16 protein-coding genes are annotated in these 18,393 nt (G+C 38.0%); 3 read left to right on the top strand and 13 right to left on the bottom strand.

The annotated features are described in order from the left end of the window. Position 1: 1 nt before the first annotated feature. From fabZ to rpsB, 12 genes are all read right to left on the bottom strand, one after another. The gene (fabZ, locus tag RI845_RS11920; protein ID WP_348386388.1) at positions 2-451 is read right to left on the bottom strand and encodes a 3-hydroxyacyl-ACP dehydratase FabZ; all 450 of its coding nucleotides are present in this window, start codon (positions 449-451) and stop codon (positions 2-4) included. A gap of 70 nt (positions 452-521) precedes the next feature. Next, the gene (gene lpxD / locus RI845_RS11925; protein WP_348386389.1) at positions 522-1,547 is read right to left on the bottom strand and encodes a UDP-3-O-(3-hydroxymyristoyl)glucosamine N-acyltransferase; all 1,026 of its coding nucleotides are present in this window, start codon (positions 1,545-1,547) and stop codon (positions 522-524) included. An 8-nt stretch (positions 1,548-1,555) separates the two neighbouring features. After that, positions 1,556-2,074 carry an OmpH family outer membrane protein gene (locus tag RI845_RS11930; protein ID WP_348386390.1) on the bottom strand — a complete coding sequence of 173 codons (519 nt, stop codon included), beginning with the start codon at positions 2,072-2,074 and terminating at the stop codon, positions 1,556-1,558. A gap of 67 nt (positions 2,075-2,141) precedes the next feature. Then, positions 2,142-4,607, bottom strand: coding sequence for an outer membrane protein assembly factor BamA (gene bamA / locus RI845_RS11935; protein ID WP_348386391.1), 2,466 nt, complete (start codon positions 4,605-4,607; stop codon positions 2,142-2,144). A 57-nt stretch (positions 4,608-4,664) separates the two neighbouring features. Next, positions 4,665-6,023: a sigma E protease regulator RseP gene (rseP, locus tag RI845_RS11940; RefSeq protein ID WP_348386392.1), complete on the bottom strand. Its 1,359-nt coding sequence runs from the start codon at positions 6,021-6,023 to the stop codon at positions 4,665-4,667. A 1-nt stretch (position 6,024) separates the two neighbouring features. Then, positions 6,025-7,230, bottom strand: coding sequence for a 1-deoxy-D-xylulose-5-phosphate reductoisomerase (ispC, locus tag RI845_RS11945; RefSeq protein WP_348386393.1), 1,206 nt, complete (start codon positions 7,228-7,230; stop codon positions 6,025-6,027). Positions 7,231-7,242: 12 nt separating this feature from the next. After that, positions 7,243-8,109, bottom strand: a complete 867-nt coding sequence (locus RI845_RS11950; protein WP_348386394.1) for a CDP-archaeol synthase — start codon at positions 8,107-8,109, stop codon at positions 7,243-7,245. An 80-nt stretch (positions 8,110-8,189) separates the two neighbouring features. Further along, on the bottom strand, positions 8,190-8,936 hold the full coding sequence (locus RI845_RS11955) for an isoprenyl transferase (RefSeq protein WP_405054128.1): 747 nt from the start codon (positions 8,934-8,936) through the stop codon (positions 8,190-8,192). 108 nt (positions 8,937-9,044) lie between these two features. Then, positions 9,045-9,602: a ribosome recycling factor gene (gene frr, locus RI845_RS11960; protein WP_348386396.1), complete on the bottom strand. Its 558-nt coding sequence runs from the start codon at positions 9,600-9,602 to the stop codon at positions 9,045-9,047. Positions 9,603-9,693: 91 nt separating this feature from the next. Further along, positions 9,694-10,437, bottom strand: a complete 744-nt coding sequence (pyrH, locus tag RI845_RS11965; RefSeq protein ID WP_348386397.1) for a UMP kinase — start codon at positions 10,435-10,437, stop codon at positions 9,694-9,696. Between the two features lie 233 nt (positions 10,438-10,670). Continuing rightward, on the bottom strand, positions 10,671-11,522 hold the full coding sequence (gene tsf / locus RI845_RS11970) for a translation elongation factor Ts (protein ID WP_348386398.1): 852 nt from the start codon (positions 11,520-11,522) through the stop codon (positions 10,671-10,673). A gap of 86 nt (positions 11,523-11,608) precedes the next feature. Then, complete coding sequence (gene rpsB, locus RI845_RS11975; RefSeq protein WP_348386399.1) at positions 11,609-12,337, bottom strand: 30S ribosomal protein S2; 729 nt, start codon at positions 12,335-12,337, stop codon at positions 11,609-11,611. A gap of 488 nt (positions 12,338-12,825) precedes the next feature. Here rpsB and map point away from each other — a divergent pair, with 488 nt between their 5' ends. From map to dapD, 3 genes are all read left to right on the top strand, one after another. Continuing rightward, the gene (gene map, locus RI845_RS11980) at positions 12,826-13,671 is read left to right on the top strand and encodes a type I methionyl aminopeptidase (protein ID WP_348386400.1); all 846 of its coding nucleotides are present in this window, start codon (positions 12,826-12,828) and stop codon (positions 13,669-13,671) included. A gap of 108 nt (positions 13,672-13,779) precedes the next feature. Beyond that, complete coding sequence (gene glnD / locus RI845_RS11985) at positions 13,780-16,401, top strand: [protein-PII] uridylyltransferase (RefSeq protein ID WP_348386401.1); 2,622 nt, start codon at positions 13,780-13,782, stop codon at positions 16,399-16,401. A 218-nt stretch (positions 16,402-16,619) separates the two neighbouring features. Continuing rightward, positions 16,620-17,450 (top strand): 2,3,4,5-tetrahydropyridine-2,6-dicarboxylate N-succinyltransferase, encoded by an 831-nt coding sequence (dapD, locus tag RI845_RS11990; RefSeq protein WP_348386402.1) that lies wholly within the window; start codon positions 16,620-16,622, stop codon positions 17,448-17,450. A 363-nt stretch (positions 17,451-17,813) separates the two neighbouring features. Here the strand turns inward: dapD and RI845_RS11995 are convergent, their stop codons facing one another. After that, positions 17,814-18,101, bottom strand: a complete 288-nt coding sequence (locus tag RI845_RS11995) for a hypothetical protein (RefSeq protein WP_348386403.1) — start codon at positions 18,099-18,101, stop codon at positions 17,814-17,816. Positions 18,102-18,393 lie beyond the last annotated feature (292 nt).

Genomic DNA, 18,393 nt, shown 5'->3' on the forward strand with positions numbered 1-18,393 from the left:
GTTATACACCTTTTCTCGCACACATTAAATCGGCACTACAAACAACTTTGCCGTCGACTTCTGCACGTGCCGCAAATTTCCACATACCACGACGCTCTTTTACAAGTTCTACATGTATGTGCATAGTATCGCCTGGCGTTACAGGGCTTTTAAATCTGGCATTATCTACAGAAGCGTATAAAAACATTTCGCCATCTTTACCTTCAACGGACTTAAACCCTAAGACGCCACCTGCTTGTGCCATGGCCTCTAGGATCATTACGCCTGGAAAAATTTTAAAGTCTGGGAAGTGGCCTTGAAATACAGGCTCGTTAACTGAGACATTTTTTATCGCATGAATAGATTTACCTGGGACAAAATCAAGAACGCGATCAATTAACAAAAATGGATAACGATGTGGGATTAATGTTTGAATTTCTTCAACCGAAATTACGTTGTTCGTGTTGTCCAAAGCTATTTCCTTTAAATGAACAATGAGTGCATTGCACTCATAGCTTAGTAACTCATATAAACGATTACTGTTATTTACTTTTTATTTCAGCTATGGCTTTTTCAAGCTCAGCCATTTTCTTATACATCTCATCCAAGTGTTTATAACGAGACGCATTTTTTCGCCATTCTTTGTTCGGCAATGATGGTATTCCTGAAGAGTAAACACCGCCCTCTTTAACCGATTTAGTAACCATGGTCATGCCAGTGAAAACACAGCCATCAGCTACATTAATATGACCGTTAATACCAACTAACCCTGCTATGGTACAGTTTTTACCGATAACGGTACTGCCGGCAATTACGCTACAGGCCGCCATTGCGGTACCTGAACCAATTTTCACGTTATGGGCTATTTGGATTTGGTTATCAAGAATCACATTATCTTCGATAATGGTATTTTCCAACGCACCACGATCAATTGTAGTACATGCACCAATTTCTACATTGTCGCCTACAATAACCGAGCCTAACTGTGGAATTTTGACCCATCGACCTTGATCGTTTGCATAACCAAAGCCATCACTGCCAATTACAGTATTAGCTTGAATTAAACAATTCTGACCAATTTCAACACGATGATATACACTAACGTTAGACCAAAGTTGACTGCCGCTTTTTATTATTGCGTCTTTACCAACAAAACAATTGGCACCAATGGTAACGTTTTCACCTAATATTACGCCACTTTCTATGACTGCATTAGCGCCAATACTGACACCTTTGCCTAGTGTGGCATCACTAGAAATTACGGCAGTTGAAGCAATATCATTTGCAGCTTTTGGGGTTGTATCAAGTAACTGAGCAACCAAGGCAAACCCTAAATACGGGTTTGTTAAAACGAGTGCATTAGTTTGACAATACTTAGCGTTAGCTTCAGAAACAATAACAGCACTCGCTTGAGTTGTTTCTAAATGAGGACGATATTTGGCATTTGCTAAAAAAGCAATTTGACCACTTCCCGCTTGAGTAAGTGTTGATAGTGATGAAATTTGACAATTGTCATCACCTTTTACTACTCCACCTAATTTATCAGCCAATTCGCCTAATGTGATCATAATAACTTTTACTTAGTTTTAGATGCTTGTTCTACAACTTTAGTCGAAATATCAAAATCTGGCTTAGCAAATGCTACAGCTGACTGTTGAATAACAAGGTCGTAGCCTTCTTTTTCAGCAACAGAATCTACAGCTTCTTTTACTAACAATAAGATTTTTTGTTGCTCTTCTTGTTCACGACGTTTCAGAGCTTGCTGTAAAGGCTGTGCTTTACCAGCGTATTCTTGACGTAATGTAGTAATTTCAGCTTCTAACGCTTCAATTTCTTTTTTGCTTAAAATAGCTTCGTCACGTTGACGCTTTTCAATTTTGTACTTGATATCACCTTCCATCTTTTTAAGGGCATCAATTTGCTCTTTAAATTCAGAAGTGATCGTTTGCTGTACAGCAGCCATTTGTGGTAATTGGCTAACAACTTGTTGTACGTTTACCGTAGCAATTTTTTGATCGGCTGCTAATGAAGTACCAGTAAATAACATGCTTGCTGCTGCCGCTGTGAAAGCAACTGATTTAATTAATGTTTTCAATTTATTCTCCTAAATAAAATTTTTTTCTTTGGCGTTTCTCGCCTTTTTCTTGTTATAACAAATAGCTCTAGAATGTTTTACCAATATTAAAACTAAAGAATTCTGTGTCATCGCCATCTTCACTTTTAAGACGTTTGGCAAAGTTAAATACCATTGGCCCCATTGGTGACAGCCATTGAATTGATAAACCTGCCGACGTACGAAGACGCATCGGATCAGAGTAATCTTCTATTTTTTCATACTCAATAGGATTTAATGCAGAGTAATCTGAACGACTAAACTCAGTATCCCACACATTACCTGCATCAACAAACAAACTTGTTCGTACACTATTTGTATAACTTTCGTCTAAAAATGGTGTAGGGACAATCAATTCGATACCGGCAATTGCAATCGCATTACCACCAACAGAACGATCAGAAACAACTATAGCATCTTGATCTGGTGGACTAACTTCTGGTGGTTCACCAGGAATACCAGGACTTTGACTTGGATAACGATAAATCGCACGTGGACCTACGGTATTGTTTTCAAAGCCACGTAAGGTATCAGAGCCACCAGCTCTAAAGTTTTCCCAAAATGGTAATAGTTGATCATGACCATTGATATCACCGTAACCATTACCGTAACCAGCTTCGAAACGAGTTAAAACTGTCCATTTATGATCTCGAGTTAATGGGAAGTAATACTTCGAGTCATATTTGAGCTTGAAGAACTGCACATCAGACGATTCTGGTGTGGTTACTTTAGCCGATAATACTTGTGATGAACCTGCGGTAGGGAATGTACCACGGTTTAAGGTCACTCTGGATAAAGTTGCATTAATATCATAAGTTTCAAAGTTTAGTTTTTTATCCGGATCGTTTGGATCTTTAAAAACTTCATAAAAATCTTTAATTTGTTCATAAGTTTGTAAATTTGAAATATCAGAGTTTTTATAGCCGATACCTAAATTTAAACGCACATATTCATTAATTGGAAAGCCCATGTTAATACCAACACCGTAAGTGGTATTGTTGTAATTAACCAAGTTAGCTTTACCAGCATCAAACTCGCTGTAGAAAATATTACCACCAAGCGAAATTGCGTCGATAGTAAAGTATGGATTGGTGTAAGACAAGTTAGCACTTTGAGAGTACTTCATTGTGTTTACTTGGAAAGCTAAACGGTTACCAGTACCTAAGAAGTTGTTCTGTTGAACACCGGCATTTAGGCTTAAACCTGAATAAGAACCATAACCAACACCCGCAGTAAATGAACCTGAAGGTTGTTCTTTAACAGTAAAATCTACATCAACAAGATCTTCTTCACCAGGCAACTGTGTGGTTTCAAACTCAACAGTTTCAAAATATGGTAAGCGCTGAACACGCATTTTCGAAGCTTCTAACCAGTTATTTGATAACCAGGCGCCTTCCATTTGACGCATTTCGCGTCGTAAAACTTGTTCTGAAGTAACATCATTACCAGAAAAGTTTAATCGGTTTACGTAAACACGTTTGCCAGGATCGACAGAAACAATTAGTTTAACCGTTTTATCTTCATCGTTAATTTCAGGTATGGTTTTAACTTTTGGGTAAGCGTAACCAAAACGTCCTAAAAACTTACTAATGATATCTTCGGTGTAAGTAACCTCAGCACCGTTATAAAGTTCTTCAGTTCTTAGCGGAGATATTGCTTCTATGGTTTTTTCATAGCCGGCCATATCACCAATAAACTCAACTTCACTGACAGTGTATTGCTCACCTTCAGTTACGTTCATAGTAATATAAACACCTTCTTTATTCGGTGTCATTGATACTTGTGTTGAATCAACGTTATATCTTAAGTAGCCGCGGTCAAGATAATAACTTTCTATCGTTTCCATATCCCCTTGCAGGGTTTGTTTTTGGTAACGATCTTGCGCCATGAAATCCCACCATGGCGAATCAAAAGTTAATTCAATTTTATCTAATAATTGCGCATCGCTAAATACTTCATTACCAACGATATTAATTTGCTCAATAGCAGCGGCATCACCTTCTTCAAATTCAAACGTAAGGTTAATTCGATTTCGAGGTAAATGGGTAATTTTTGTGTTTACCTCTGCATTATATTTACCAACGCCATGATAGAAGTCTTCTAAGCCTGACTCTATACCAGTAAGCACTGAACGGTCTAGAGTTTCACCGACACGAATATTACTGCCATCAAGGCTTTCTTGTAATTGTTCGTCTTTAATATCATCGTTTCCTTCGAAGGTAATATCGCTGATAGTTTCACGTTCCTTAACGCGAAAAACCAGTTTATTGCCATCTCGAAATACTTTGATGTTATGAAAGTGACCTGAGGCATATAATGACTTTATTGATTGTGAAATTCGAAAGTCAGTCAGTTCATCACCCACACTAATAGGGATGTGAGTTAATGCTGCACCAAGGGCAACACGTTGCAGACCTTTAATTTGAATATCATCTACTACAAACTCATCGGCTGCTTGCGCATTACTTCCGATGCTGCCTAATAACACTGCTAAGGCAAGTTTTTTTATTATCATGTGGTTAGTCAACTTTTCTAATATTTTTTTGCAACAATCAATGTTGTTGTCATTTATTTAGAGCCGGGAAAAATCGTTAATTATTGCTATGCTCATTAACGATAATAAAATCAGTGCTCCAATTTTAAATCCAACTTCTTGTATTTTTTCTGGTACAGGCTTTCCAGTCAGAAGCTCTATAACATAATAAAGTAAATGGCCACCATCAAGTATTGGTAGTGGTAAAAGGTTAATTATTCCTAAATTAATGCTAATTAAGGCTAAAAAGCTTAAAAAGTATACAAGACCAATGCCTGCACTACTTCCTGCTCCCTGAGCTATAGATATAGGCCCACTTAAATTATCTACACTTACATGCCCGGTAATTAATTTACCTATCATGTCAAAACTTAAGACAATTAAATTCCATGTACTGTCTACAGCTTTTCCCATAGCCTCGATAGGACCATAGGAGATTTCCAGTTTATGACTCTCTGGCCAAGGGTCAATTTTCGGTGAAACACCAATATACCCTACATTACGACCATCAGTATGCTGACGAGTTCCCACCAACATATCAATTTTTTCAAGCTCACCATTTCGAATTACTTCAAGGGCGACAGTTCGATTCGAATTTTGTTGAATAATATCAACAAAAGCCTGCCAATTACCATACAATTCAACGCCATTCGCTGAGATAATTTCATCACCAATAAGAAGCCCTGCTTTTTTACCAGCTTCGCCATCTGCAAGTAACGCCACAATTGTATAGGTTCTAGGTAAAAATGGTTCTATTCCCAAGCTGTGCATTGCGGATGTTTTATTCGGTTCAAACTTCCAATCAGCCGTATTAAGCTTTTGATTCCTAACATAAGTTGAGTCTAAATCACGGGTAGAAATATTTATTTCAGTTTCACCAATATGACCAATGAGCGCCAAATTAACAGCTTGCCAATCTTGGGTTTCCTGACCATCAATTGCCATTATTTGTGTATTTGTTCTTATCTCTGCTTGCTCGGCAATTGACCCTTGAGTGATTTCACCAATGATAGGTTTTACGCTTGTCATGCCAATTAGAAACATTAAATAAAAAGCAACAATAGCAAATAGAAAGTTAGCAATTGGTCCTGCAGCGACGATAGCAATGCGTTGTAAAACAGTTTTTTGATTAAACGCGAATTGCTTGTCTTCTTCGCTTACCTCATCTATTCGCTCATCAAGCATTTTCACATAACCGCCTAATGGTATTAAGGCGATTACATATTCAGTACCCTGCTTATCAAATTTGCGCCACAAGGTCTTGCCGAAACCAACTGAAAATTTTTCAACCCGTACACCACATTTACGGGCAACCCAAAAATGGCCATATTCATGTACCGTTACTAACAAACCTAAGGCAACGATAAATGAACCTAAATTCCATAAAAAATCAAACATGTTAGCTATCTTCCTTAATGTTTAACACGTGTCGTTTCGCCGCGATTCGAGCTTTATTATCTAGGTCAGTGACATCATCAATAGTATTTATGTTGATATTAATGAACTGATTCATCACCACTTTATTCACTTTGGCAATTTCAACAAAACTAATATCATTATTTAAAAAGGCTTCAACAGCGATTTCATTTGCAGCATTCAATGCAGTACACGCACCTTGGCCTGCTTTACATGCATTTATAGCAAGTTCTAAATTTGGGTAACGTTCAAAATCCGCTTGCGCAAATTCAAAGTTTTTACAGTTAAAAAAATCAAAAGGCTCAACACCTGATGCAATTCTTTGTGGAAATGCTAACGCATGAGCGATAGGCGTGCGCATATCAGGATTGCCCATTTGAGCAAGTACACTACCATCTTTGTATTGCACCATTGAATGTATGGTGCTTTGTGGATGTAACACAACTTGAATATCTTCAGGCTCAAGGTTAAATAACCATTTAGCTTCTATAAACTCTAGGCCTTTGTTCATCATAGTGGCAGAGTCGACTGATATTTTACGGCCCATATCCCAGTTAGGATGAGCGCAAGCCTGCTGTGGAGTAATATCTGCAAACTGTTCAAGAGGAAGAGTTCTAAAAGGGCCACCAGAGCCGGTAAGTAAAATTTTACTGATACCAGAGTCTGCAATGCCAGCCATGCCCATATTATTTTGCATATTGGTAGGCAGGCACTGAAAAATTGCGTTATGTTCACTGTCTATAGGTAGCAATTGAGCGTTAGAGTTTTTTAACGCATCAATAAAAATTTGCCCAGAAGTCACTAACGCTTCTTTATTGGCAAGCAGAACCTTTTTATCGGATTTTACCGCGGCTAGTGTTGGCAGTAAGCCACTTGCGCCAACAATTGCCGCCATTACCACGTCAACATTATCGCTACTGGATAGTGCAGATAGTTCACTATGCCCAGATAATACTTCAGTGCTATGTAAGTCATCTTGCAGTAACTTAAGCTTTAATTGCTGGGCTGATAACTCATCAACCATAACGACAGTTTCAGGTTTAAATTCAACACATAAAGCATGCATCTCATCTACCCGGGTATTGGCACTTAAGCTCACTACCTTGTATTTATCTGAGTGCCTTCTAACTACGTCTAAGGTACTAATACCTATAGAGCCAGTAGCTCCCAGCACACATAAGTTTTGCATGTTAATAATTGCCTACCAGCCGAATAAAACAAAGCATAATGCAAACACTGGAGCGGTTGCAGTTAAGCTGTCTATACGATCTAAAATTCCACCATGACCAGGTAATATAGAGCCACTGTCTTTAACCCCGGCTTGTCGTTTAAGCATGCTCTCAGTTAAATCACCGACAACCGACACTATGCTGATCAATAGCGCTAACGCAATAGCTAATATAATTTGCTGGCTAGTCCAAGAAAACATAAGTCCGGTAACAACAGCGACTAGAGCCGCAGAAACGTTTCCGCCAACAACCCCTTCGATAGTTTTACCTGGGCTAACGTTCGGCATAAGTTTATTTTTACCAAATCGTTTACCTGCAAAATAAGCGCCTATATCAGCACTCCAAACAAAGGCGAATAACAATAACAGTAAATAGGTACCATGAAATTCATCCAAAAGATGGCCATTTGACCTAAGGATCAAGAATGCTAACCAAGTGGGTGCAAGGGTTATGATGCCAAACAAGCCGCGAATACTGCGGTGGGAAGTCCAAAAAGAAGAGTAACGTGGGTATTTAAAAATCATAAAGATGGTAAATAACCACCAAACAGCTGAAACATATAATACGTTTAACGCCAGAGGGTTAATTCTGCCATCCAGTGTCCATAATTCTTGTGGTGGTATAGCTAGCCATAAACCAATAATACAGAATACAACAGCACTAACAAAAGCAGTTCTGCGGGTTTTTGTATCGAAGCCCATTAAAGGCCCCCACTCCCAAGCGCCAATAGCTAAAACTACGAGTAAGGCAGCTGCCAAGTTTGGCAGTGACAAAAAGAAGATTGCGGCAATGGCTAACGGTACCAATATAACAGCCGTTAAAATACGTTGTTTTAACAAACGTGAATCCTTTTTAATCTGATATCAATTAAATCAAAAGCAGATGCTAAGTTCCCTTAGAATCATTGATAAAGTTGATATTATTGTGCTTTTACCTGTTCACCGGTTTTACCAAAGCGTCTTTCTCTACTAGAGAAAGAAATAAGCGCGTCTTTAAACGCTTCCTTGTTAAAGTCGGGCCATAATTCATCAGTAAAGAAAAATTCGCTGTAAGCCGCCTGCCAAAGCAAGAAGTTACTGATACGATAATCCCCACCGGTTCTGATCAATAAGTCAAGATCAGGTAAATGCGATAAATTAATATATTGATTAAGCATTTGCTCATCAATATCTGCTACGTTGATGTCGCCTTTAACCGCGAGTTGAGCTATTTTTTTTGTTGCCTGGCTAATATCCCAACGTCCACCGTAATTGGCGGCGACAGATAAAACCAATGCATCATTATTTTTAGTTAGTTGCTCTGCATCATTTATTTTTTCTTGTAATTTTTCTGAAAAGCGAGATTTATCACCAATCATTTGAAAACGGATATTGTTTTTATGCAGCTTTTTAACCTCTCGGGTTAAAACAAACATAAACAAATCCATTAACACACTAACCTCTTCTTGCGGTCTTAGCCAATTTTCACTGCTAAAAGCAAAAAGAGTTAAGGCTTTTACACCTAATTCTCGAGCGCCACTCACGCAGTCTCGTACTGATTGTACGCCTGCACGGTGTCCAGCAACACGACCTTTACCTCGTAATTGCGCCCAACGCCCGTTACCATCCATGATAATTGCCACATGTTGTGGTAAAGGCATTTGTTCACTATTATTTTTTAATTCAATAGTCGTCACATAAGTTCCATTTTATAAAAATGCCGTAAACGGTAAATATTCTTAAACAGAATACATAGAGTTACGGCTTTAATAATAGATAATTTAATTATTTATAAATTAAATTTCCATTAATTCTTTTTCTTTTGCAGCAGCTAAATCATCTGCTTGCTTGATGTATTCATTAGTAATTTTTTGAATCTCATCTTCAGCTTGACGTGACTCATCATCACTGATTTCTTTTTCTTTATTTAAAGATTTAATGTCTGAATTCGCATCACGACGGATATTACGAATAGCAACTTTACCACCTTCAATTTCACCGCCAACAACTTTAACTAGATCACGACGACGTTCCTCAGTTAGTGGAGGTAAAGGAATTCGAATTAATGTGCCCTGTGATGATGGGTTTAAACCTAAATCAGACTTTAATATTGCTTTTTCAACAGCGCCAATCATGGTTTTATCAAATACAGAAATTGCGATAGTACGAGCGTCTGGTGTAGAAACACTACCTACTTGGCTTAACGGAGAATCAACACCGTAATACTCAACAGTAATGTTATCTAATAGAGAAGTATGAGCGCGACCCGTTCTAATTTTATTTAATTGGCCTTTTAAAGCTTCAATACTTTTACCCATACGAGTTTTAGCATCTTGTTTAATTTCGTTAATCAAAATGTAGTTCCTTTTTACTTTTAGTTATTGCTATAGAAAGCAAGCCGTTGTTCTGTATTGCTTTCTATAAATAAATTTTAATTTTTAGTGCTTATTTACTAAAATTTTCACTATGGTCAATTACTGTACCTTCAGTACCGCCCATAATAATTGATTTTAACGCACCTTCTCTATTCATGTTAAATACACGAATTGGCATTGAATGATCGCGTGCTAGTGTAAACGCAGCTAAATCCATCACTTTCAATTCTTTATCTAGAATTTCGTCATAAGTTAAATGAGAGTATAGTTCTGCATCAGGATTTGTAACAGGATCAGCAGAATAGATACCATCTACCTTAGTACCTTTAAATACAGCATCAGCATCGATTTCGATGCCACGTAAACATGCTGCAGAGTCTGTAGTAAAGAAAGGGTTACCTGTGCCCGCAGAGAAAATTACTACACGACCAGATTTTAATAGGCTAATTGCTTCTGCCCAGTTATAGCTGTCACAAACACCCGTTAAATCGATTGCTGACATTAAACGTGCATTAACAAAAGCACGGTGAAGTGCATCTCGCATAGCTAAACCATTCATAACGGTGGCAAGCATGCCCATTTGGTCGCCTACAACACGATTCATTCCGGCTTCTGCAAGGCCTGCACCACGGAATAAATTACCACCACCAATAACTAAACCTACCTGAACGCCCATCTCAATTAATTCTTTGATTTCTTGGGCCATACGATCAAGCACTTTAGGATCGATACCAAAGCCTTCCTCACCCATTAGGGCTTCACCACTAAGTTTTAGTAAAATACGACGATAATTTGTTTTTGGGTTGACGCTCATAAAATAAACAATCCTGTGATAAATGGGGGATCAGGTCAAAAAATAACCGAAATTCAAATGCCTAATCGAATCGGGCTATTTTAATACCAATTGAAGTAATTATCTACTGATAAAAACAGAAAGTATATCATCCATGGTTTTTCTGTATATAGCCCGCTTCGGAGCATAAAAAAAGCCCTGTCATTTTCATGACAGGGCTTTTTATTTATATAATTTAAAGATAAATCTTTAAATTAGTTGCCAGCCTTAGCAGCAGCGATTTGTGCTTCAACTTCAGCAGCAAAATCTTCTTCTTTCTTCTCAATACCTTCACCTACTTCTAGACGAACGAAAGAAGAAACAGTTAAACCTTTCTCTTTAAGAATGTCACCAACAGAACGCTTTGGTTCCATGATGAAAGCTTGACCTGTTAAAGAAATTTCACCAGTAAATTTCTTCATACGACCAGTAACCATTTTCTCAGCGATTTCAGCAGGCTTGCCTTCGTTCATCGCGATTTCGATTTGGATAGCTTTTTCTTTTTCAACAACTTCAGCTGGTACGTCAGTTGGATTAACGTATTCAGGCTTAGAAGCAGCAACATGCATTGCAATGTGCTTTAATGATTCAGCGTCGCCTTCACCAGCAACAACTACACCAATGTTGCCACCGTGAATGTAAGATGCAGCTGCACCTTCAACATAAGATACACGACGAACATTGATGTTTTCACCAATTTTAGCAACAAGTGCAACACGAGTTTCTTCGAATTGAGCTTGTAACTCTTCGATTGAAACGTTGTTAGCAGCAGCAGCATCAGCTACTTCGTTAGCAAATGCTAAGAAGTTACCGTCTTTAGCTACGAAGTCAGTTTGACAGTTAACTTCTACTAATGCAGCAACACCATTGTTTTCTTTAATGATGATTGCGCCTTCAGCAGCAATGTTACCCGCTTTTTTAGCAGCTTTAGCTTGACCAGACTTACGCATGTTATCAATTGCAAGTTCGATGTCACCATCAGTTTCTTGTAAAGCTTTTTTACAATCCATCATGCCCGCGCCAGTGCGGTCACGAAGTTCTTTAACTTGTTTAGCAGTAATTGCCATGAGTTAATTCCTTAAATATCTGTAATTAATTAGAAAGAGGCTCAAATGAACCTCTTTAGAAGAAAATATTAAATCGAAAGATTTAATTATTCAGCTTCAACAAAACCGTCTTTTTCAGCAGCTACTGCGATGTTAGTTTCGCGACCTTCGATTACAGCGTTAGCAGCTGAATCAAGGTATAAGCTAACTGCGCGGATAGCATCATCGTTACCAGGTACGATGTAATCAACACCGTCTGGGTTCGAGTTTGTATCAACAACAGAAATTACAGGGATACCTAAGTTGTTAGCTTCTTTGATAGCAATGTGTTCATGATCAGCATCGATGATGAATAAAGCATCAGGAAGACCGCCCATGTTTTTGATACCACCAAGGCTTTTCTCAAGCTTGTCCATTTCACGAGTACGCATTAATGCTTCTTTCTTAGTAAGAGCATCAAAAGTACCGTCTTGGCTTTGGCTTTCTAAATCTTTAAGACGTTTGATAGATTGACGTACTGTTTTCCAGTTAGTCAACATACCACCTAACCATCTGTGGTTAACGTAGAATTGATCAGATTTAAGTGCAGCTTCTTTAACTGCATCGCTAGCAGCACGCTTAGTACCAACAAATAAAACTTTACCTTTTTTAGAAGAAACGCCTTCTAAAAAGCTTAACGCTTCGTTAAACATAGGAACAGTTTGTTCTAAGTTGATGATATGAACTTTGTCACGAGCACCAAAAATGTATGATTTCATTTTTGGGTTCCAGTAACGAGTTTTGTGACCGAAGTGAACACCGGCCTTAAGCATGTCGCGCATTGATACGTTTGGCATTTTAAATTCCTCTGGGGTTAAGCGTTCATACATTCCATATTTCCGACCTATTGTTACCATCAAGCTGGTAACAGGCACCCCGGAATATGTTTGCCGAATGTATGTGAGTTTAATATTAAATTGTGCGAATAATTTCGCATCAAAATTGCTAAATATTTAGCGTTTGTCACCTCAAAGCAAAATGGCTTTTTCAGTGAGCGGCGTTTTATACCACTTTTGAGGTTAAAAATAAAGGAAAAACTGCATTAAAGACGAGAAAAATAGCAACAAGAAACGAAGGGCTGCGTGAGCATGAAGTAATAATGATATTAGCTTACTTATATAAATAGTTGTCTATTCTTAATGGACAGTAAAAAACGTGTTTGATCTTCGTCTCTAGTTTCTCGTTTCTTTTGTGTTATTTGCTGTTCTAAGTTATTATTTCTGCAATTATTAGTAAGTAAATAAGCGTAATAAAAATAAACGCTTTTAGCCCTTAAAGGAAAACAATGAGTATTGCCATAAAAACTCAGGATGAAATTGAAAAAATGCGTGTTGCTGGAAAGTTAGCGGCTCGTACACTAGACATGATAGAACCGTTTGTAAAAGCGGGCGTTACTACCGATGAACTCGATGCTATTTGTGCAAAGTTTACTGCAGAAAATAACGCTTTGGCTGCGCCTTTAAATTATGGTGCTGATCAAAATGGCGACGGTGGCTTTCCAAAATCTATTTGTACATCAGTAAATCATGTTGTTTGTCACGGTATTCCTTCTGAGCAAACTTTAAAAGATGGCGATATAATCAACATCGATATCACCTGTAAAATTTGTTTAGATCCTGAAGATACACCTGAAGCTGATAAAAAATATTATCATGGTGATACCTCTAAAATGTTTTTAGTTGGTAATGTGAGTCCTGAAAATCGCCGCTTATGTCGAATTACTCAGGAAAGCCTTTATGCTTCTATGCGTAAAGTGAAGCCAGGTACAAAATTTTCTGAAATTGGTGCAACAATACAAAAGTACATTAAAAAGTCAGGCCGATACGGCATTGTAAAAGATTTTTGTGGCCATGGTATTGGTTCAGTATTTCATGAAGAACCGCAAATTTTGCATTATAAAAATGCCGATAACCGTAAAATGCAAGCCGGTATGATTTTCACTATCGAACCAATGATTAATTCTGGTAAAGGTGGAACCAAGCTTGATCAGGATGATGGTTGGACTGCTTACACCATAGATAGCAAAAACTCCGCGCAATGGGAACATACAATATTAGTGACCAAAACAGGTTGCGAAGTATTAACCCATCGCGATGAAGAAAAAGATATCTCTAGAATAATGAATAACTAATAAACCATAAAACGGCCAATTACTTGGCCGTTTTGCGTTTTAATAGATAGCAAACACTGATCCTTTTCTGACATTAACTTCAACAACGTAAAAATAAGAAGACCTGCATTGTTAAATAACCCGATAATACCAACTCACTTAACCAGTAAATTAGCCCCCGCTGCTGCCATGCTAACAACCGCAGAGCTTGTTGATTTAGGTAGTCAATTTTATCAATGGTTAACAGAGTCTTTCGACATCATTGAAGTAACTGAACTGGTACATGCCCGTGCTGACTTTGTTGATCAAGTTTTGCAAAAGGTTTGGTGCCAACATCATTTGGACGAACATCAAATAGCCTTAATAGCCGTTGGTGGCTATGGCCGTGGAGAATTACACCCACATTCAGATGTTGACATTCTTATTCTGACTCAAGAAAAGGTCAGTGCTGAAGTTGAAGAGTTTATTGGCAAATTTATTACTGAACTTTGGGATATTCGATTAGATATTGGTCACAGCGTGCGCAGTGTTAAAGAATGTGTAAAGCGAGCAAACGCTGACGTTACTATTGCAACAAACTTATTAGAGTCACGAAGAATATGCGGCAACCAGCAACTTGAAGAGCAATTAAAGCCGCATATACAGAGTGCAAAGTTTTGGCCGTCAGACAAATTTTTTGTCGCTAAACGAGATGAACAAAAAAAGCGCCATCAACAGTATAAAGGCGCAGCCTACACTCTTGAACCAAATTTGAAAGCTAACCCTGGTGGTTTACGAGACATACAAACCATTAGTTGGGTAGCAAAACGTCACTTTTTAGCCGACACGCTGGAAGAGCTAGTTGCTCATAAATATCTTTCTGAAAATGAGTTTTCAGAATTAGATGAATGTCAGGACTATTTATGGCGTATGCGTTTCTGCTTACATTTAGTCGCTAACCGCAGTGAAAACAGGCTACTGTTTGATCATCAAGGCGCGGTTGCTAAAATGATGGGCTTTGGTGACGATGGTAAACCAGCAGTAGAACGAATGATGAAACGATTTTTTCGAATCATCAACTCGGTAAATGAACTCAATGAAATGTTATTACAACATTTTAAACAAGGCATTCTCGGTGCCAATGATAGCGAGAACATTGTTGAACTTGACGATCACTTTTCACTTGTTGGAGATTTAATTCGAGTTAAAAACAAACGCAAGTTCATGCGACCTAAAACCATGATGATGCTGTTTTTAATGATAGCTAAAACCCCTGAAGTAAAAGGTATACACTCCGACTCGATACGTTTATTGCGTAACTCACGTCGCCGATTAATTGGTGGCTTAAACGACTATGCTGAATGCCGTCGTATTTTCATGGAGTTTATCAAGCACCCAAATGGACTTGGTCGATCGTTTAACCTAATGCATCGTCATGAAATACTGGGCAGTTATTTACCCGAATGGCAAAGTATCGTAGGGCAAATGCAGTTTGATTTATTTCATGCTTATTCTGTAGATGAGCACAGCTACCGTTTAATTAAAAATTTATATCGATTCAGCTTGCCTGAGCATAATCATGAATTTCCTTTATGTAGCAAAATAATGCAAAGAGTTCGTAAACCTGAACTACTCTATCTTGCCGGAATATTTCATGATATCGCCAAAGGCCGGGGTGGACGTCATAGTGAATTGGGCGCTGTAGATGCATTAGAGTTTGGTAAGTTACATCAACTTTCTGATCATGACTCTCGTTTGGTTTCTTGGTTGGTAAAACAGCACCTGCTTATGTCCGTTACCGCTCAACGTAAAGATATTTCAGATCCTGATGTAATAAAAGCATTTGGTGAAATCGTTCGTGATGAAGCGCAATTGGATTACTTATACTGTCTAACGGTTGCCGACATGCGAGCCACTAACGAAAGCTTGTGGAATAGTTGGAAAGCCAACCTGCTTGAAGAATTATACTTTGCCACCAAAGCAGCCTTTAGACGTGGATTAGAAAAGCCAGTAGAGCTTAGAACCAAAATTCGTGAAAACCAACAAAAAGCGCTGGAGTTACTTGATGCCGACGACATCAGTTCTGACGTAATAAAACCACTTTGGAAAGCATTTAAGCCAGATTACTTTTTGCGCTACTCGCCACAGCAGATAGCCTGGCATTGCCGATACATTATTAGTCACGACAAAAACAAGCCTTTAGTTTTAATCAGTGAAAAACCTTACCGTGGTGGTACAGAGGTATTTGTCTACACAAAAGACAAGCATAATATATTTGCAACCATTGTTACTTTGCTAGGTTTAAAAAAGCTGTCAATTCATGATGCAAAGATTTTAAGCTCAAAAGATGGTCACACCTTAAATACGTTTGTAATTCTTGATAGCAAAGGCCACCCAATAAAAGATAGCTATTTAGCTGACAATATTAAAACGTCATTAACTCAATACCTTAGCCAGGATGAGCATATCGAATATGGCAAAATTCCAATGCCGAAAAAATATAAGCAATTTAACTTTCCAACGAGAGTAAGCTTTATCGAGCATAGTAATAAAAACGTTTCATCTCTTGAAATTAAGGCGATTGATAGACCTGGTTTATTGGCCGAAATAGGTAATGTATTTCAAAAATGTGAGCTTAATGTCCACATGGCAAAAATCACCACGTTTGGTGAAAGAGCAGAAGATGTCTTTATTGTATCAAATAAAGATCATTTACCCCTTTCAACAACGGAACAAAATCAGTTAGAATCACTGCTCTGCGATATTAGCTAATTAAGCTATCGCAGGTGGTATACCCAAGCTTCTTTAAGATGCAGGATTCGGTTGAAATTAGAAACGTCTTTAGGTAAGACTTTGATTGAGAGAATGATTTTTCGCTTGTCAAAGTCAGTAACGCCAAAAAATCCTTTCTAAACAAATCCTTAGTGGATGTTTGGAGCTGATTGCTGAAGTGGTTTGGGTATACTTATAAAATATATTTAGGAAAACTCATGAGTACGTTAAAAGAAGTCATTGAATTAGCATTTGAAAACCGAGCAGACATTACGCCTAGTAGTGTTAGTGATGAAGTTAAAAATTCAGTATTTGCAGCCCTGCACTTATTAAATATCGGTGAAGCACGCGTTGCTGAAAAAGTAGATGGTGACTGGGTAGTGAATGAATGGCTTAAAAAAGCCGTTTTATTATCTTTCCGCATTTTAGAAAATGAAGTTATTGAGGACGGTGCCGGTAATGGTAAGTTTTTCGATAAAGTTCCAATGAAATACAAAAACTATGACACAGCTCGTTTCGCTAAAGATGGCGTTCGTGTTGTTCCTGGCGCCTCAGTACGCACAGGTAGCTACATTGGTAAAGACGTTGTAGTAATGCCTTCGTTTGTAAACATTGGCGCTTTCATTGACGAAGGTACAATGGTTGATACATGGGCAACAGTAGGCTCATGTGCGCAAATTGGTAAAAACGTACACTTGTCAGGTGGTGTAGGAATTGGTGGCGTTTTAGAGCCATTACAAGCTGGCCCTACAATCATTGGTGACAATTGTTTCATCGGCGCGCGTTCTGAAGTTGTTGAAGGCGTTATAGTTGAAGATGGTTGTGTTCTTTCAATGGGCGTATTCATTGGTCAATCTACCAAGATTTTTGATCGTGAAACTGGCGAAGTACACTATGGCCGCGTTCCTGCTGGATCTGTAGTTGTTCCTGGTAACTTACCTTCTAAGTGTGGTACTTACAGCTTATACGCTGCAATTATCGTTAAGAAAGTAGATGCAAAAACGCTAGGTAAAACCGGTCTTAACGAACTTCTACGTTCTATCGACTAAATAGTCGAAAGTTTCAGAACATTAAAAAAGGAGCTATTTGGCTCCTTTTTTGTTAATAGCTGCGATACGTAATTAGACAAACCATTTCATCATCCCATCATGCTTTTGAGTGGGATCTCCTTCAGTAATAGAGTGCTTATAAAGCTTAGAATTGATTTCTTTGTAGAGCCACAGTATACGGCAGGAGGTCCCTGACATCGCTACTGCTCTTCAGGGATGACGACGTACTTTTTCAAAGAATGTGTAGAACTCTTATTCGTTCTTACCAAACCTTAACCTTTTCAGTACGTTAAGATCAATTTTGTGTCATAGATATGCGGTAATAGATGAAGACTATAACCTGACTGGGTATCTGTGTTTATTTTAAGATCGACAATGGGAAAAAGCTATTTCATAACTAACAGAGTAGCCACTAGAGCCCAAATAATCATCAACCCGATTTGCACACCATTCCAATGCTTCTTCCTTACTTTCAAAAGTTTGATTTGGATTCCAGCATTGATTTAAATCCCACATTTGTTCCGCATATGTAGGAGCATTAGATTCTGTTATTTGACAAGATCTATAATTAAACTCTTCTTTTTCTTTCTGTTTTTCGGCCTCACAAGCCAACAATGTTAATAAAATACTTAATAGCATCAACTTTTTCATTCTATTTCCTAATATATTGGTTTAAGAAGAATTCGTTGAACACTATGCGATTTTGGCATGAGACTTCGAAATATTCATGGTCATTATTTTTAATTTGAATTTCCAGTGTTTTATAACCTGAGCATTCGAATTTAACACCGGATGCAGGAGGTAAGTTAAACGTTTCTCCATAAATATCAATTTCAACATGTTCAGTTGAGAGATTTTGGATTGATAATTTTAATAAGTTTGTTTCAAATATTTCAATATTTTGCAGTGGAGGTGTGTAATCACTAGCCATTACATTCAACGA

It is taken from the genome of Thalassotalea nanhaiensis (assembly GCF_031583575.1).
Classification (GTDB): Bacteria; Pseudomonadota; Gammaproteobacteria; order Enterobacterales; family Alteromonadaceae; genus Thalassotalea_A; species Thalassotalea_A nanhaiensis.

Excerpts from the sequence above, each read along its gene's own strand:
- lpxD (WP_348386389.1), bottom strand. The coding sequence starts at position 1,547 with ATGATCACATTAGGCGAATTGGCTGATAAATTAGGTGGAGTAGTAAAA.
- RI845_RS11995 (WP_348386403.1), bottom strand. The coding sequence starts at position 18,101 with ATGAAAAAGTTGATGCTATTAAGTATTTTATTAACATTGTTGGCTTGT.
- dapD (WP_348386402.1), top strand. The coding sequence starts at position 16,620 with ATGAGTACGTTAAAAGAAGTCATTGAATTAGCATTTGAAAACCGAGCA.
- ispC (WP_348386393.1), bottom strand. The coding sequence starts at position 7,230 with ATGCAAAACTTATGTGTGCTGGGAGCTACTGGCTCTATAGGTATTAGT.
- rpsB (WP_348386399.1), bottom strand. The coding sequence starts at position 12,337 with ATGCCAAACGTATCAATGCGCGACATGCTTAAGGCCGGTGTTCACTTC.
- map (WP_348386400.1), top strand. The coding sequence starts at position 12,826 with ATGAGTATTGCCATAAAAACTCAGGATGAAATTGAAAAAATGCGTGTT.
- pyrH (WP_348386397.1), bottom strand. The coding sequence starts at position 10,437 with ATGAGCGTCAACCCAAAAACAAATTATCGTCGTATTTTACTAAAACTT.
- rseP (WP_348386392.1), bottom strand. The coding sequence starts at position 6,023 with ATGTTTGATTTTTTATGGAATTTAGGTTCATTTATCGTTGCCTTAGGT.
- tsf (WP_348386398.1), bottom strand. The coding sequence starts at position 11,522 with ATGGCAATTACTGCTAAACAAGTTAAAGAACTTCGTGACCGCACTGGC.
- bamA (WP_348386391.1), bottom strand. The coding sequence starts at position 4,607 with ATGATAATAAAAAAACTTGCCTTAGCAGTGTTATTAGGCAGCATCGGA.